15 protein-coding genes and 2 tRNA genes are annotated in these 14,349 nt (G+C 67.7%); 12 read left to right on the top strand and 5 right to left on the bottom strand.

The genetic code is table 11. The annotated features are described in order from the left end of the window. The 9 genes from AC1DJH_RS08210 to AC1DJH_RS08170 all read left to right on the top strand — a co-directional run bounded on the left by AC1DJH_RS08210 (position 1) and on the right by AC1DJH_RS08170 (position 5,698). Positions 1-882 (top strand): alpha/beta fold hydrolase, encoded by an 882-nt coding sequence (locus AC1DJH_RS08210; protein ID WP_478185352.1) that lies wholly within the window; start codon positions 1-3, stop codon positions 880-882. Beyond that, a complete protein-coding gene (locus tag AC1DJH_RS08205; RefSeq protein WP_478185351.1) occupies positions 882-2,177 on the top strand; it encodes a Zn-dependent hydrolase in 1,296 nt (431 codons plus the stop codon). The genes AC1DJH_RS08210 and AC1DJH_RS08205 overlap by 1 nt, the downstream gene beginning before the upstream one ends. Continuing rightward, positions 2,174-3,136 carry a cupin domain-containing protein gene (locus AC1DJH_RS08200; protein WP_478185350.1) on the top strand — a complete coding sequence of 321 codons (963 nt, stop codon included), beginning with the start codon at positions 2,174-2,176 and terminating at the stop codon, positions 3,134-3,136. The genes AC1DJH_RS08205 and AC1DJH_RS08200 overlap by 4 nt, the downstream gene beginning before the upstream one ends. Before the next feature lie 52 nt (positions 3,137-3,188). Beyond that, the gene (locus tag AC1DJH_RS08195; RefSeq protein WP_478185349.1) at positions 3,189-3,455 is read left to right on the top strand and encodes a hypothetical protein; all 267 of its coding nucleotides are present in this window, start codon (positions 3,189-3,191) and stop codon (positions 3,453-3,455) included. A gap of 232 nt (positions 3,456-3,687) precedes the next feature. Next, positions 3,688-3,948 carry a hypothetical protein gene (locus AC1DJH_RS08190; protein WP_472114874.1) on the top strand — a complete coding sequence of 87 codons (261 nt, stop codon included), beginning with the start codon at positions 3,688-3,690 and terminating at the stop codon, positions 3,946-3,948. 72 nt (positions 3,949-4,020) lie between these two features. Continuing rightward, a complete protein-coding gene (locus tag AC1DJH_RS08185; protein ID WP_478185348.1) occupies positions 4,021-4,320 on the top strand; it encodes a hypothetical protein in 300 nt (99 codons plus the stop codon). A gap of 69 nt (positions 4,321-4,389) precedes the next feature. After that, positions 4,390-4,587: a hypothetical protein gene (locus AC1DJH_RS08180; RefSeq protein WP_478185347.1), complete on the top strand. Its 198-nt coding sequence runs from the start codon at positions 4,390-4,392 to the stop codon at positions 4,585-4,587. A 200-nt stretch (positions 4,588-4,787) separates the two neighbouring features. Further along, a complete protein-coding gene (locus AC1DJH_RS08175; RefSeq protein WP_478185346.1) occupies positions 4,788-5,231 on the top strand; it encodes a hypothetical protein in 444 nt (147 codons plus the stop codon). Between the two features lie 146 nt (positions 5,232-5,377). Then, positions 5,378-5,698 (top strand): hypothetical protein, encoded by a 321-nt coding sequence (locus AC1DJH_RS08170; protein ID WP_478185345.1) that lies wholly within the window; start codon positions 5,378-5,380, stop codon positions 5,696-5,698. Between the two features lie 142 nt (positions 5,699-5,840). Here AC1DJH_RS08170 and AC1DJH_RS08165 read toward each other — a convergent pair. The 4 genes from AC1DJH_RS08165 to AC1DJH_RS08150 form a co-directional block, all read right to left on the bottom strand. After that, a tRNA-Arg gene (locus AC1DJH_RS08165) sits at positions 5,841-5,917 on the bottom strand. Between the two features lie 184 nt (positions 5,918-6,101). Then, positions 6,102-6,178 (bottom strand) — tRNA-Pro (locus AC1DJH_RS08160). 47 nt (positions 6,179-6,225) lie between these two features. Beyond that, the gene (locus AC1DJH_RS08155) at positions 6,226-6,930 is read right to left on the bottom strand and encodes a glutathione binding-like protein (protein WP_478185344.1); all 705 of its coding nucleotides are present in this window, start codon (positions 6,928-6,930) and stop codon (positions 6,226-6,228) included. Between the two features lie 96 nt (positions 6,931-7,026). Beyond that, positions 7,027-8,706 (bottom strand): FAD-dependent oxidoreductase, encoded by a 1,680-nt coding sequence (locus AC1DJH_RS08150; protein ID WP_478185343.1) that lies wholly within the window; start codon positions 8,704-8,706, stop codon positions 7,027-7,029. Positions 8,707-8,872: 166 nt separating this feature from the next. Here AC1DJH_RS08150 and AC1DJH_RS08145 point away from each other — a divergent pair, with 166 nt between their 5' ends. From AC1DJH_RS08145 to AC1DJH_RS08135, 3 genes are all read left to right on the top strand, one after another. Then, positions 8,873-9,763 carry a GNAT family N-acetyltransferase gene (locus AC1DJH_RS08145; RefSeq protein WP_478185342.1) on the top strand — a complete coding sequence of 297 codons (891 nt, stop codon included), beginning with the start codon at positions 8,873-8,875 and terminating at the stop codon, positions 9,761-9,763. A gap of 191 nt (positions 9,764-9,954) precedes the next feature. Continuing rightward, the gene (gene ppk1 / locus AC1DJH_RS08140) at positions 9,955-12,093 is read left to right on the top strand and encodes a polyphosphate kinase 1 (protein WP_478185341.1); all 2,139 of its coding nucleotides are present in this window, start codon (positions 9,955-9,957) and stop codon (positions 12,091-12,093) included. 19 nt (positions 12,094-12,112) lie between these two features. Next, a complete protein-coding gene (locus tag AC1DJH_RS08135) occupies positions 12,113-12,574 on the top strand; it encodes a SixA phosphatase family protein (protein WP_472115232.1) in 462 nt (153 codons plus the stop codon). Positions 12,575-12,584: 10 nt separating this feature from the next. Here AC1DJH_RS08135 and AC1DJH_RS08130 read toward each other — a convergent pair whose 3' ends face one another. Beyond that, complete coding sequence (locus AC1DJH_RS08130) at positions 12,585-14,105, bottom strand: Ppx/GppA phosphatase family protein (RefSeq protein WP_478185340.1); 1,521 nt, start codon at positions 14,103-14,105, stop codon at positions 12,585-12,587. Positions 14,106-14,349 lie beyond the last annotated feature (244 nt).

Below are 14,349 nucleotides of genomic sequence, written 5' to 3'. Positions count from 1 at the left end.
ATGAGTTTTGCCACCACCCCCGACGGCATTCGCCTGTACTACGAGACGGCCGGCAGCGGCACCCCCATCGTGTTCGTGCACGAGTTCGGCGGCGACCACCGCAGCTGGGAGCCGCAGATGCGCTACTTCGCGCGGCGCCACCAGTGCGTGACCTTCGGCGCGCGCGGCTATCCGCCGTCGGACGTGCCGGCCGACGTGGAACGCTATTCGCAGGCCACAGCGGCCGATGACATCGTGGCCGTGATGGATGCGCTGAACCTGGAGCGCGCGCACATCGTGGGCCTGTCGATGGGCGGCTTCGCGACGCTGCACTTCGGCCTGCGCCATGCGAAGCGCGCAGCCTCGCTGGTGATTGCAGGCGCGGGCTACGGCGCCGAGAAGGAGCACGAAGACTACTTTCGCGGCGTTTCGCTCGAGGTCGCGAAGCAGTTCGAGGCCCAGGGCTCCGAGAAATTCGCCCGCACCTATTCGCTGGGCGCGAGCCGCGTGCAGTTCCAGAACAAGGACCCGCGCGGCTGGCAGGAGTTTGCGACCTGGCTCGGCGAGCACGATGCCGTGGGTGCGGCCAACACCATGCGCGGCGTGCAGGCGCGGCGCCCGTCGATCTACGACCTGGAAAGCGACCTGCGCGCGATGACCGTGCCTTCGCTCGTGGTGGTCGGCGACGAGGACGACCACTGCCTGCAGCCGGGCATCTTCCTGAAGAAGACCGTGCCGGCCTGCGGCCTGGCCGTGATGCCCAAGACGGGCCATACGCTCAACCTGGAAGAGCCGGCCGCGTTCAACGCCCTGCTGGCGGAGTTCTTCGCGCAGGTCGAGGCCGGCCAGTGGAAGCCGCGCGACCCGCGCGCGCTGCCCAGCCAGATCATGAAGACCGACTGATGAACGCCCCGGCGACTGTCGCGGTGCAGCAGGGCATCTGGCGCATCGATGCCGACCGGCTCTGGGACCGGCTCATGGCGCTGGCCTGCATCGGTGCCACGCCGGGCGGCGGCGTCGACCGGCAGGCGCTGAGCGCGGAAGAAATCGCAGCGTGGCGCACGATGATCGACTGGGCGCTGTCGGCCGGCCTGGAGCCTTCGACCGACGCGGCCGGCAACCTGTTCATCGCGCTGCCCGGCGTGGACCGGGAGGCACCGCCGGTGCTGGCCGGCAGCCACCTCGACAGCCAGCCCGGCGGCGGGCGCTTCGACGGCGTGTACGGCGTGGCGGCCGCGCTGGAGGTGCTGACCACGCTGTCGCAACGCGGCGTGCGTCCGCCGGTGGACATCGTGTGCGTGGCGTGGATGAACGAGGAGGGCTCGCGCTTCGCGCCCGGCATGATGGGCTCGGAAGCCTTCGCTGGTGTGCGCAGCCTCGAAGACGTGCGCGCGGTGCGCGATGCGAAGGGTGTGTCAGTGGCCGATGCGCTGGATGCCTTGCACGCCGCGTTCCCCGCGCTGCGCCGACGCCCGCTCGGGTTTCCGCTGGCGGCCTATGTCGAGGCGCACATCGAGCAGGGGCCGATCCTGGAGGCGCAGGAGTGCGTGATCGGCGTCGTCACCGGCATCCAGGGCAAGAAGACCTTCGACATCGTCATCGAAGGTGAGCGCGGCCACGCCGGCACGCTCGCGATGGCGGACCGGCGCGACGCGCTGGCGGCGTTCTCGCGCATGGCGATGGTCTTGTACGCGCAGATCGGCGGGTACGACGACGCGGTCAAGTTCACCATCGGGCGCCTGCAGGTCGAACCCAACGCGCCGTCGGTGGTGCCCGAGCGCGTGACGCTGCGCATCGACCTGCGCCACCCCGACAACACCGTGCTGGAACTGCTGGGCCAGAGGCTCGCGGCTTCGTGCGAGCTGTTCGCGCTGCCGTGCCGGGTGACGGTGACGCCGCTGGTCGATGCACCGTCGAATGAATTCGACCCGGCGCTGCAGCAGGCGATTGCCCATGCCGCGCAGCGCATCGGGGAGCCGCACATGCCCATTCTTTCGGCCGCCGGCCACGATGCACGCCACATGGCCCCGCTGTGCCCGAGCGCGATGATCTTCATTCCCTGCCGCGACGGCGTGAGCCATGCGGAACACGAGTGGGCCGAGCCCGCGCACGTGGCGGCGGGGGCGAACGTGCTGCTGCGCGTCTTGCTGCCTTACGCGCTGCCAGGCGCAACAACCGGGGAGGGCGATTCGCCATGAATGCCACTGTCGCCGCCACAGAAGCCACCGCCACCCCTGTGGACATGGCCGACCTGCCGATGCAGCATCCGCGTGCGCCGGCCAGCGCCGCGCAGGCCCGCGCGCGTTTCTTCAACTCGGGCAATGCCTTCAACGTGAAGCTGCCGGCAGTGCCGGCGCGGCTTTTCCCGCCGCCCGCGGAAGATCGCTTCGGCGTGTTCGAGTGCGACCAGTCGCGTGCGCTGGGCTGCGGCTTTGCGGCCACCACGCCGCTGATGCTCGCGCGCTATGTGCGCGTTGCCGCGCGCGACGCGCTGCTGTCGCTGGACGTGTGCGCCACCGGGTCGGTGTGGTACGTGATCTCCGGCAGCGGCCGCCTGGCCGGCGGCACGGACGGCTTTGCGTTCGGCACGGGCGATGTCTTTCTGCTGCCTGGCGCCAAGGGCTACCGGCTCGAGGCCGGTGCCGAAGGCGTGCTGCTGTGGACCGTCGGCAACGAGCCGCAGCTGGCCTTCGAGCGCGCGCAGCCTGCGCCGCTGGCCAAGGCGACCATCGACGCCGTGCACTATCCGGCCGCGGAAATCGAGCGCCAGTTCGCGCTGATCTTTTCGAGCGGCACGCGCGACGACACCTCGGGCCGCGCGCTGATCTTCTCGTCCGACCGGCAGGCCGCCGCGCGCAACCTCACGCCCACGCTGACGCTGAGCTTCAACACGCTGGAGCCTGGCACGCACCAGCGCACGCACCGCCACAACTCGGCCGCCGTCACGCTGGTGGTGCAGGGCGAGGGCTGCCACTCGGTCGTTGGCGACGCGCAGTGCCCGTGGGAGCCCTGGGCCACGCTGGTCACGCCGCCGGGCGCGCCGCATTCGCACCACAACGCAGGGCCGCAGGGTGCGCGCTTCTTGATCGTGCAGGACGGCGGACTGCACTATCACGCGCGAACCATGGGATTCGAGTTTCTGGAAGGCGTCGAGTAAAGGGTCACGGCCCTTTCTTCGATCCGTCATTCGGGCGGGTCACCATGCGCGCATGGCTGGTCAACTTATCTCCATCGCCCTGTCCGTGGACCAACACGACGGCGGCGACTATTTCTGGGTGCTGCTCGAGTCCTTCGACAATTCGATGGAGTTCGAGTCGCTGATGGAGGCCGGCAAGGGCTTCCCTACCTATGCCGAAGCCTTGCAGGCCGGCTACGCGGCGCTGCGGGGACTGTCGGAAGACCTGAACGTCGGCCCCCGCGAAGAAGCCGACGACCCGGCCCTGGTCGAGGACGGCACCAGCGGCGAATACGACTGAACTTGCGCGGCGCAATGCCGCACACCCAGGCCGATCGGCCGAACCCGCCGCCATGGGCGCCATGGCCACTTGGCGGATGTCCAATGCCTTTCAACAAGCGTAGGCTGTGGCTGACATGCGTTCCCCCGGCCTAACGCCGACAGTGCAGCGTGCAGCCGCGGATGTCACTCCGCCTGCATGGCATGCCGGTGGGCGCACGCACTGGCCAGATCGGCAAGTTTCGGGAGTTCAGATGGTTGAATATTTCCGCGTGGGGTTGCCCTACATTCGCGTTCGTTTCAAGGTGCCCGCGCGACGCGGCGGGCGCATCGAGTTTCATGGCAAGTTCGGCGTCATCACCGGGGCCAGCGGGGAATACCTGCTGGTGAAGTTCGACGGAGAGCCCGCGGCCGTCATCGTGCATCCCGTCGAACCCAACTATGTGGAATCGGGCGAGGCCACCGAACCGGCCCCGCTGATGCAAAGCGACGGCAGGAGGCCGTGCGCTGAGTAGGCACTGATGGGGCGTGGGGTCGTGACTTGGCGCGGCTATGCTGGCGCCAGTTTTTTGCGCGATCTGAACGACATGAAGAAATCCAGACCGCCGGCCAGGCCGGCTCCCTACGACATCAAGAAGCAGTGGCACTGGGGCCGTGCCATGCGGGAACTTCGCATCGCCGATTTCCTGAAGGAAGGCCGGCTGCTGGTTCCGGGCGAGTACACCGGCGAAGGCCCCGCCACTGACGACGGCACCGGTGCGCTTCGAACCGTGGGCGGCATCCAGGTGGGGGCGGTCGACCATGCGAACGGAACGATGTGGGTGGGCCGCAAGCTGCGAGAGGGCGACCTGCCTTCGCCGCCGGGCGATCCGGCATCGGGCAGCTAGGGTAAGTCCCGGCGATTTTTGTCTCCCATGGGTCTAAGTTGCATTTGTGACCCACTGTTGGAGACACACATGTTGATGGTGACCAAAGTCGTCGCGGCTGGGGTGACCGCCCTGGCGATGGGCGGCGTGCCGGCACCGGGCGCCGATCCGGCCGGGCCTTCCCTTTCTGCCTCCCCCGTTGTCGAAACACAGCTCAGCGCCAGCCAGGTCAACGCGGCGTGCCCGAGCGGCTGCAACGTCTGGCGAATGATCTACGACGGTCGTTGAGCCGCGCAACGACTGAGGGGAAGACGCCCCGAGGGCCTGCAGGGCCGCGGGTTGATGCGCTCGTACCCGTTCATCCAGGGCTGGTTAACTGCAATTTAAAACTGTATATTCATACAGTCTTTTGGCAGCAGGCCTTTGGTGAGCGCGCAACGCGCAGGGGGCGATGAACCATGAATCAGTTTGAGCTTTTCTTTCCGCGCGTGACCGCGTCGGTGGTGCCCATGGCGGTGGCGCAGCATGCCTCGGCGCCGCGGCCACCTTCACAACCCGCTCGGCCGGTGCCCGCGCCGCCACTTCTTTCCCTGGCAGAGGCGAGTGAGGCGCCATTCCGGTTCGAAGACATCGAAGTCGAAGCGCGCGTCGCGTACGCCGTGCGGCTCGCCGACTATCCGCATCCGGCGGCCGACGCCGTGAAGGTAGCCGAGCAGCGCTTCCGCCGCGAGATCGACAAGCATCTCGGCGGCGATGTCGTCGCGGCATTGCGCGCATTCCAGAACGCGAGCGAATCGAGCGAGAGCGACCTGTCGAAGGCCGAGATCGCCATGGCCAAGCGCTGGGCCAAGGCCTACGACGCGGCGCGCACGGCGGGCTTTCGCGATCTGGGGGATACCGACGAGGCTTTCTTCGACGTGCGGCCGATCTGAGCCGTGCCGTCGCTCGCGGGCGAAGCGAATCCACTTTCGCTCCCGTTGCGTAGAGCATGCTGATGGCCTGATTTCCGAGCCGTGTCACCGTCACGGCACCTCATTCGTTTGCAGGCCGCTTTTTCCACCGAAGCTGGAGAAGAGCCATGGCAACTTACGAGAAAGTCATCCGCGAAACCGCGCGGTTCGACGTGGTCGACGCCAACGACTGCGAGGGCACTGTCGTTGAATACACGACTTTTTTCCTCCGCGTCAGCCTTCACAGGCAATACCTGCCGATGGTCGCGAGCGTGAACTACCAGTTGCTCGACGGGCGCTCAGTGCACCGCACGCACGGCGGGCATTTCGACACCAGCAACGGCCTTTGCCGGTTCTTTGCGATCGGTGAAAGCACTGGCGCTGCGGGGGTGGGTTGGGGCGCGCGGGATGCGCAGTCGGATGCGGGTGTTCGGCGCGGGCTGCATTAACAAGGCCAGGTTGGCGAGCTGCGACAGCGTGCGCGCCGTGCTGGAGCCTGTTTTCACGGGTTCCGGCAGATGCTCCGGGCGCCGCGGCTGAAGGGCCGATGCTCCAAGAGTTAGAGGAAAGCCGATTGGTTGGAGGCTGTTCTGGCCTGCCCGGAGGGGATCGAACCCCCGACAACCTGCTTAGAAGGCAGGTGCTCTATCCAACTGAGCTACGGGCAGATTTGAAGCCGGAAGAAACCAAGAAAATCAACAACTTAGGCGTTGTTGTTTCCAGCCGGCAGCGGCGAATTCTACCCAGTTCCGTGTCTCGCGCAGCGCTCCGAAGCGCTTGCGCAAAGCCGTGTGTGGCCTGAAACGAAAAATGCACACAGTCCGTTGGGAACTGTGTGCATATCGATTTCTTTGGTCGGGGCGAAAGGATTCGAACCTTCGACCCTCTGGTCCCAAACCAGATGCGCTACCAGGCTGCGCTACACCCCGCCAAGCCTTCTATTCTAGCCCGGATATTTACCCGGTCGGCGAGTTTCTCAGCGTTTCTCGTACTGCGTCTTGCCGAAAAGAATCTCGCGCTCCTTGTCGCCGGTGATCGGCTGGCGCAGGTCGGCCAGCACCTTCACGCCGCGCTGCACGGCGGGGCGGGCGGCGATGCCGTCGAACCAGGCCTTCAGATGCGGGTAGTCGGTGAGCGTGATGCCCTGGTTTTCCCAGCTGCGCAGCCACGGGAAGATGGCGATGTCGGCAATGGAATAGGTCTTGCCGGCGATGAACTTGTTCTTGGCCAACTGCTTGTCGATCACGCCGTAGATGCGCTTGGCCTCGTTGCTGTAGCGCTCGATGGCATAGGCGATCTTCTCGGGCGCGTACAGGCGGAAGTGGTGCGCCTGGCCCAGCATGGGGCCGACACCGCCCATCTGGAACATGAGCCACTGCAGCACGTCGTAGCGTTCGCGGTCGCCCGTGGGCAAGAACTTGCCGGTCTTGCCGGCGAGGTACACGAGGATGGCGCCCGACTCGAACAGCGACATCGGCTTGCCGTCCGGACCGTCGGGGTCGGTGATGGCAGGGATCTTGTTGTTGGGGCTGATCCGCAGGAACTCGGGCGCGAACTGGTCCCCCTTGCCGATGTTCACCGGGTGCGCGTGGTACGGCAGGCCGCACTCTTCGAGCATGACGTGAATCTTGTGGCCATTGGGCGTGGGCCAGGAATAGACCTCGATGGGCGATGCGGACATGTCTCTTGCTCCGGTGGGTGTGATGCGAGCCGGCAGCTTATACGTGCGGGTTCAATCGCGCACCGCGCCGGGAATTCGCGCGATTCACCGCCCGCGTCAGGCCACCGCCGAGGCTTGCGAGAGGTGTTGATGAATCAGCGCCACCACGGCCGCGCCTTCGCCGATCGCGCCGCCCACGCGCTTGACCGAGCCCGAGCGCACGTCGCCCACGGCAAACACGCCCGACACGCTGGACTCGAGCGCGGTGGCCGGCCGCGCCGGAAAGCCGCCGCTCGCCGCGTCGCCCGTCTGCACGAAGCCGTGCTTGTCGACCGACACGCCGCAGCCTTCGAGCCACGAGGTCTCGGGCTCGGCACCCACGAAAAGAAAGATGTTGCGTGCGGGGCAGTCGTGTTCCGCATGCGTGGTGTGGCTGCGCCAGGTGGCACCGGTCAGGCCTTCGTCGGAACCGCCATGCAGGCGCACGAGTTCGGTGAACGGATGCAGCTCGATGTTGGGCGTGGCCTCGATGCGGTCGATGAGATAGCGCGACATGCTGGCTGCCAGCGACGGCCCGCGCACCAGCACGTTGACCTTGGCCGCATGGCGCGACAGGAACACCGCGGCCTGGCCCGCGGAGTTGCCGCCGCCGACCAGCGCCACTTCCTGCTGCGAACAGATCCTGGCCTCGATGGCCGAAGCCCAGTACCAGATGCCGCGGCCCTCGAATTCGGCCAGGCGCGGCACCTCGGGGCGCCGGTAGCGCGCGCCGCTCGCCACGACGACGGTGCGCGCGTTGATCGTGCGACCGTCGGCCAGCGCGATGCGCAGGCACCCGAGCGCGTTGTCGCGTGTGCAGTCCAGCGACAGCACCTTCGCCGGGATCAGCATCTCGACGCCGAACTTCTGCGCCTGCACGAAGGCGCGGCCCGCCAGCGCCTGCCCCGAGATGCCGGTCGGAAAGCCGAGGTAGTTCTCGATGCGCGCGCTGGCGCCGGCCTGCCCGCCGAAGGCGCGGCAGTCGAGCACGATCACGCGCAGCCCTTCGGAGGCCGCATACACCGACGTTGCCAGGCCCGCCGGGCCGGCGCCGACCACGGCCACGTCGTACAGGGCGTCGTGCTCGGCGGTGTCGAGCATGCCCAGGCAGCGCGCCAGTCCTTCGTCCGTCGGGTTCACCAGCACCGAACCGTCGGGGCACACGGCCAGCAGGTGGCCGGCGCCGTACTGCGCGAGCAGCGCGGCGGCGTCGGGGTCTTCATTGGCGTCGACCACGTGGTAGGGATAGCCGTTGCGGCGCAAAAAGTTTTCCAGCCGCGCCATGTCGGGCGACTGCGGCGCACCGATGAGCACCGGCCCGCCGGCGCCGGACTCGATCAGCGCCACCCGACGCAAGATGAGTGCGCGCGTGATGCGCTCGCCCAGGTCGGCTTCGGCCACCAGCAACGCGCGCAGTTGCTGGGGCGAGACGAGCAGCGCTTCCACGTCCTCCTCGGCCTGGCCGTCGACCAGGGCAGGGCGGCCGCTCAACTGGCCGACTTCGGCCAGGAATTCACCTGGCCCCTGCCGCACGATGGGCACCACATGGCCGAGGCCGTCGCGTTGCGTGACGGCCACGACGCCCTTGAGCAGCACGAACATGCCGGGCCCGGTCTCGCCGGCAGTGAAGAGCCGGGTGCCGCGCGCAAATTGCTGCACGCTGCCGAAACGGGCAATGCGCGCGATCTCGGTGTCGCTCAGGACGGGAAAGGTCTGGTGGAGTCGGCTGGTGTCGGTGCCGTTTGCTTCGGTGGCCATGCGGTAAAGCTCCATGTCGCTTGCAAACCGCATTAGACGACCAAGTGGGGCCAGCGTGGCGTTCCATGCGATGTCGGCGCTGTAACCACCGTCATCCGCCTGCCATCTTCCTGACATGCACGCTTCATTCCACGTGCGCAGACTCCCTCGGCAGAAAGGGTTCCCCATGAAAGAACTGCCCAACCCGACGTTTCCGCTCTCGCAGCTCGGGCTGCGCGCGGCCTTGTGGCCTGCGCCCACGGTCGCCGCTGCCGCCGGTGCTTCCACCGCGGCCCGTGTGTCGGTGCCGCAGGCACCCGCGGTCATTCTTCCTCCGCCCGTCGAAGCCAGGCAGGGCATCACGGTCGGCTGGGCCCGCCACCTGGACGACGTGCGCGCCGCGCAGCGCCTGCGCTACGACGTGTTCGTCGGCGAAATGGGCGCCCGCGTCTCGTCGCCGCTGGCCGGCCACGACATCGACCTGTTCGACGACTTCTGCGAACACCTGCTGGTGCGCGACGAGCTGACCCAGCAGGTCGTCGGCACCTACCGCGTGCTCACGCCAGCGCAGGCCCGCCGCGTCGGCAGCACCTACAGCGACACCGAGTTCGACCTGACCCGCCTGCGCGACCTGCGCGAACGCATGGTCGAGCTGGGCCGCAGCTGCGTGCACCCCGAGCACCGCCAGGGCGGGGTGATCCTCGCGCTGTGGGGCGCGCTGGCCGGCTTCATGCACCGCAACAAGCTGGACACGATGATCGGCTGCGCCAGCATTCCGATGTCACACAACGGTGTGACCAACGGCGACGCGGCGGCCAGCATCTGGCGCCAGGTGTCGGCCAAGCACATGGCGCCCATCCAGTACCAGGTGCAGCCACGCCTGCCGCTGCCGGTCGAACGGCTGGACAGCACGCTGGACGTGGAGCCGCCCGCGCTGATCAAGGGTTACCTGCGCCTGGGCGCCAAGGTGCTGGGCGCACCCGCCTGGGACCCGGACTTCAACGCCGCCGACCTGCCGATGCTGATGCGCATCGACGACCTGCCGGCGCGCTACCGCAAGCACTTCCTGGGCGCATGAAGCCCGCGGCCGTCCCGTCCAGCAACGGGCCGTCCGCATTGCCTCCGGGCATGATGGAGCCGCACAAAGCGCATGCGACAACGGGACCGGATGCGTCACGGGGGTGTCATGAGAACGTCACAAACGATGTCGACACTGTCATATTTCCGCCTACGTGTGCTCCTGTGCCCCTTGCTCCAGAATCAGTCCCCATGCCATCCGCCCCCGCAGACCGGTCGCTTGCCGCCGCGGCGCCCACGTTCGCGCTGCTCGACCGCGACCACAGCATCCTCTCGTTCAATGAACGGGTGCTGGACTGGGCGCATCGGCGCGAGGTGCCGCTGATCGAGCGGCTGCGCTACCTGTGCATCGTGTCGTCGAACCTCGACGAGTTCTTCGAAGTGCGCGCCGCGCCGCACCTGATCGCGGGGAGCGCGGGCGACCAAAAGGGCACTTACACGGTCGATTCGTTCGAGCGGCTGGCCGAGGCAGCGCACACGCTCGTGGCGCGCCAGTACGCGCTGTACAACGACGAGCTGATGCCGACCTTTGCCACCCACGGCATCCACATCATTTCGCACGGAGAGCGCAACCCGGCGCAGCGCAAGTGGGTCAGCGAGTATTTCGAGCGCGAGGTGCGCCCGCTGCTGATTCCGGTCGGGCTCGACCCGGCGCATCCGTTTCCGCAGGTGGCCAACAAGTCTCTGAACTTCATCGTGCGGCTGGGCGGCAAGGACGCCTTCGGGCGCGAAAACCCGATCCAGATCGTCAAGGTGCCGCGCGTGCTGCCGCGCCTGATCCGGATGCCGGCCAAGGTGTCCGACGGCAAGACGCTGTTCGTGGCGCTGTCGAGCGTGGTTCGCGCGCACCTGGCGAGCATGTTCGTGGGCCGCGAGGTGGGCGACTTCTCGCAGTTCCGCGTCACGCGGCATTCCGACCTGGCGGTGGACGAGGAAGACGTGAAGAACCTGCGCACCGCGTTGCGCCAGGGCCTTCAGCACCGCCACTACGGGCAGGCCGTGCGACTGGAAGTGTCGGCAAGCTGCGCCGAATCGCTCGCGAGCTTTCTGCTGGCGCAGTTCAACCTGCCGCCGCAGTCGCTGTACCGCGTGCACGGCCCGGTCAACCTGGCGCGGCTCACGCAGCTGGCCGACCTGCTCGAAGAGCCGCAGCTGCGCTTTGCGCCGTACCCCGCGTCGTACCCTGTCACGCTGTCGCCTTCGCAGTCGTTCTTCGAGCGGCTGCAGCGCAGCGACGTGCTGATCCACCAGCCCTTCGAGAGCTTCGACGGCGTGCTCGCGTTCCTGCGCGAGGCGGTGCTCGACCCGCAGGTGCTGGCCATCAAGCAGACGATCTACCGCACCGGTGCGGACTCGGAGCTGATGGACCTGCTGCGCGAGGCGGTGCGCCGCGGCAAGGAAGTCACGGTGGTGGTGGAGCTGAAGGCGCGCTTCGACGAAGAGGCCAACATCAACTGGGCCGAAATGCTCGAGTCGATCGGCGCGCAGGTGGTGTACGGCGTGGTCGGCCTGAAGACGCACGCCAAGATGCTGCTGGTGACGCGCCGCGAAGGCAAGCAGATGCGCCGCTACGGCCATCTGTCCACCGGCAACTACAACCCGCGCACCGCCAGGCTCTACACCGACATCAGCCACCTCACGGCCGACCCGATGCTGACGGCCGACATGGAGGCCGTGTTCGTGCACCTGGCCAGCCAGAGCCGGCTGCCCAAGCTCAACCGCATGTGGCTGGCGCCGTTCGACCTGCACAAGAACATCGTGGCGCAGATCGATGCGCTGGGCCTTGCCGCCGTGGCCGGCCAGGCCACGCGCATCGTGGCCAAGATGAATGCGCTGACCGACGAGGAAATCATTGGCGCGCTGATCCGTGCGGGGCAGAAGGGCGTGAAGATCGACCTGATCGTGCGCGGCGCCTGCACGCTGCCCGCGCAGGTGCCGGGGTTGACCGACAACATCCGCGTGCGCTCGGTGATCGGGCGCTTCCTGGAGCATTCGCGGGTCTTCTATTTCCGCAACGGCGAAGACGAGTCGCTGTACCTGTCCAGCGCCGACTGGATGAACCGCAACATGATGCGGCGCATCGAGCTCGCCTGGCCGGTCACCGACCCGGGCCTGCGGCAGCGCCTGATCGACGAATGCCTGGTGGCGTACCTGCACGACGGGCGCGACGCCTGGGACCTGGGCGCGGACGGCACCTACACGCGCGTGGACCGCGACACGCATCCGGGCGAGGAGGGCGCCTCGCGAGCCATCGAGGCGCATGGCGCGCAGGCCGCGCTCATGAACCGCTACGCATCCAGAGGGCATCTGCGTGATGCATCCAACAACTGACGACCGAAAGACGATGACCATGGACTTGATCTTCTGGCGCCACGCCGAAGCCGAGGACTGGACCGAGGGTTGCGACGACATGCAACGCTCGCTCACCGCACGCGGCGAGAAGCAGGCCAAGCGCATGGCCAGCTGGCTCGACCGGCAACTGCCCGATGGCACCCGCATCATCTGCAGCCCCGCGCGCCGCTGCGAGCAGACGGCGCTGGCGCTGGGCCGCAAGTTCAAGCTGCGGGAAGAACTGTCGCCCGAGACCACGCCCGAGGCGCTGCTCGGCGCGGCGGGCTGGCCCGGCGGCAAGTCGGTGGTGCTGATGATCGGCCACCAGCCCTCGGTGGGGCAGGCGATTTCGCTGCTGCTGGGCCTCAAGCAGGACAGTTGCCCGGTGCGCAAGGGCGCGCTGTGGTGGATCCGCACGCGCGAACGCGACGGCGACGTGCAGACCGTCGTGGTGACGGTGCAGTCGCCCGAGCTGCTCTAGCCTTCTTCGCTCAGGCTCCGTTGAGCTCCACGCGCCAGCTGCTGGTCTTCTGCCAGGCCAGCACCTCCTCGCGCAGCAGGTGGGCCGACTGCGGATAGGCCTCCGCCCAGTCGGGTGCGCACACGATCGTGAAGGCCTGTGCGCCCAGTGCCGCGAGGTGCAGCGCCCGCGGATCGGGGTCGCGGCGCGCGTGGCAAAGAATGAGCGCCAGGCGCAGCGACAGCAGCTGCATGACGAAGGTCTCGTCGTCCAGCGCCGCCTCCAGCTTGCGCAGCTTGCCGCGCTGGCCCAGCACCAGTTGCGCCAGCGCATGCATTTCGTTCACCGCGAACCCGGGCGCGTCGGTGTTGTCGAGGATGTAGGCGCCGTGCTTGTGATAGTCGCTGTGCGAAATCTGCGTGCCAATTTCATGCAACTGCGCCGCCCAGCCCAGCTTGCGCAGCGCGCGGCCCGCGCGGTTGGCCGTGCTGCCGCCGCGCGCGGCGGGCGCCAGCTGCACGAACAGCGCCGCGGCCGTGTCGCCCACGCGCCTGGCTTGCGCCGCATCGACGGCGAAGCGGTTGGCCAGGCGCGCCACCGTGGCGGTGCGCATGTCGGCCACGCTGTCGTCGCGTTCCAGCAGTTCATAGAGCACGCCGTGGCGCAGCGCGCCCTGGGCGACCTTCATTTCCTCGATGCCGAGCAGGTCGAACACCGCGCGCAGCACGCTCACACCCCCGCCGATGACGGCCTTGCGGTCGTCGCGCATGCCTTCGATGCGCAGCTTGTCGGCGCTGCCAGCCTTCAGCAGGCGGTCGAGCAGCCAGTCGAGGCCTTCGCGCGTGACCTTGCCGGGCTCGGCACCGGAAGCCGCCAGCACGTCGCCGACCGCGCCGATGGTGCCGGAGGCGCCGTACGCCACGTCCCACTGGTCGCGGGTGTAGCTGGCGAGCGCGTCGTCCAGCACCGCCTTGGCGGCCACTTCGGCGGCGCGGAATGCTGCGGGCGTGAACTGGCCTTCGCTGAAGTGCTTCATCGACCAGGCGACGCTGCCGACGCGGTACGACTCCATGCGGTCGGCCACCAAGGCTTGGCCGATGATCATTTCAGTGGAGCGCCCGCCGATGTCGACCACCAGCCGGCGTTCGCTGTCCGAGGCGTCGGTGTGCGGCAGCATGTGCGCCACGCCCTGGTAGATCAGTCGCGCTTCTTCCCGGCCGGGGATCACGTCGATGCCGAAGCCCAGGATGGTGCGTGCGCGCAACAAGAACTCTTCGCGGTTGCGCGCTTCGCGCAGCGTTTGCGTGGCTACGGCCCTTACCTGCGAGCGCTTGAAGCCGGCCAGGCGTTCGCCGAAGCGGGCGAGGGCGTCCCAGCCGCGCTGCATGGCTTCGGTCGTCAGGTTGCGCGCGCTGTCCAGGCCGTTGCCCTGGCGCACGGTTTCCTTGAGGTATTCGGTGCGGTGGATCTGGCCGTGGTCGACCTGTCCGATTTCGAGCCTGAAGCTGTTCGAGCCCAGGTCGACTGCTGCGAGGCGGGTGCCGTTTTGCATGTTGTTCTGATGAAGAAGGCGGGTGCCCTGGAGTTCGATCGTAGCGCCATGACAGCGCGTGCGGCCTCCCGTTTTCGCGCAGCAGCGAGGCTCGCAAGGCTAGGCGCGACGCATGACGGTTGTGTGACAGCGTCACACGCGACACGGGGTGAATCGGGGCATTTTCCCTCGACAGCGGGGTGTCACACCGATGTCACACAAGGTTTTTAGAGTCCGTGCCAAGCCCTCAGGGGACTACTTCTTA

It is taken from the genome of Variovorax sp. 10N412, from assembly GCF_056394985.1.
This window is presented reverse-complemented; position numbering and strand designations above follow the sequence as displayed.

Bases quoted from the DNA above. Each gene is read 5' to 3' on its own strand.
- AC1DJH_RS08200 (WP_478185350.1), top strand. From the start codon at position 2,174: ATGAATGCCACTGTCGCCGCCACAGAAGCCACCGCCACCCCTGTGGAC.
- AC1DJH_RS08145 (WP_478185342.1), top strand. From the start codon at position 8,873: ATGAAAGAACTGCCCAACCCGACGTTTCCGCTCTCGCAGCTCGGGCTG.
- AC1DJH_RS08190 (WP_472114874.1), top strand. From the start codon at position 3,688: ATGGTTGAATATTTCCGCGTGGGGTTGCCCTACATTCGCGTTCGTTTC.
- AC1DJH_RS08205 (WP_478185351.1), top strand. From the start codon at position 882: ATGAACGCCCCGGCGACTGTCGCGGTGCAGCAGGGCATCTGGCGCATC.
- AC1DJH_RS08130 (WP_478185340.1), bottom strand. From the start codon at position 14,105: ATGCAAAACGGCACCCGCCTCGCAGCAGTCGACCTGGGCTCGAACAGC.
- AC1DJH_RS08210 (WP_478185352.1), top strand. From the start codon at position 1: ATGAGTTTTGCCACCACCCCCGACGGCATTCGCCTGTACTACGAGACG.
- AC1DJH_RS08150 (WP_478185343.1), bottom strand. From the start codon at position 8,706: ATGGCCACCGAAGCAAACGGCACCGACACCAGCCGACTCCACCAGACC.
- AC1DJH_RS08180 (WP_478185347.1), top strand. From the start codon at position 4,390: ATGTTGATGGTGACCAAAGTCGTCGCGGCTGGGGTGACCGCCCTGGCG.
- AC1DJH_RS08135 (WP_472115232.1), top strand. From the start codon at position 12,113: ATGGACTTGATCTTCTGGCGCCACGCCGAAGCCGAGGACTGGACCGAG.
- AC1DJH_RS08170 (WP_478185345.1), top strand. From the start codon at position 5,378: ATGGCAACTTACGAGAAAGTCATCCGCGAAACCGCGCGGTTCGACGTG.
- AC1DJH_RS08155 (WP_478185344.1), bottom strand. From the start codon at position 6,930: ATGTCCGCATCGCCCATCGAGGTCTATTCCTGGCCCACGCCCAATGGC.
- AC1DJH_RS08185 (WP_478185348.1), top strand. From the start codon at position 4,021: ATGAAGAAATCCAGACCGCCGGCCAGGCCGGCTCCCTACGACATCAAG.
- ppk1 (WP_478185341.1), top strand. From the start codon at position 9,955: ATGCCATCCGCCCCCGCAGACCGGTCGCTTGCCGCCGCGGCGCCCACG.
- AC1DJH_RS08195 (WP_478185349.1), top strand. From the start codon at position 3,189: ATGGCTGGTCAACTTATCTCCATCGCCCTGTCCGTGGACCAACACGAC.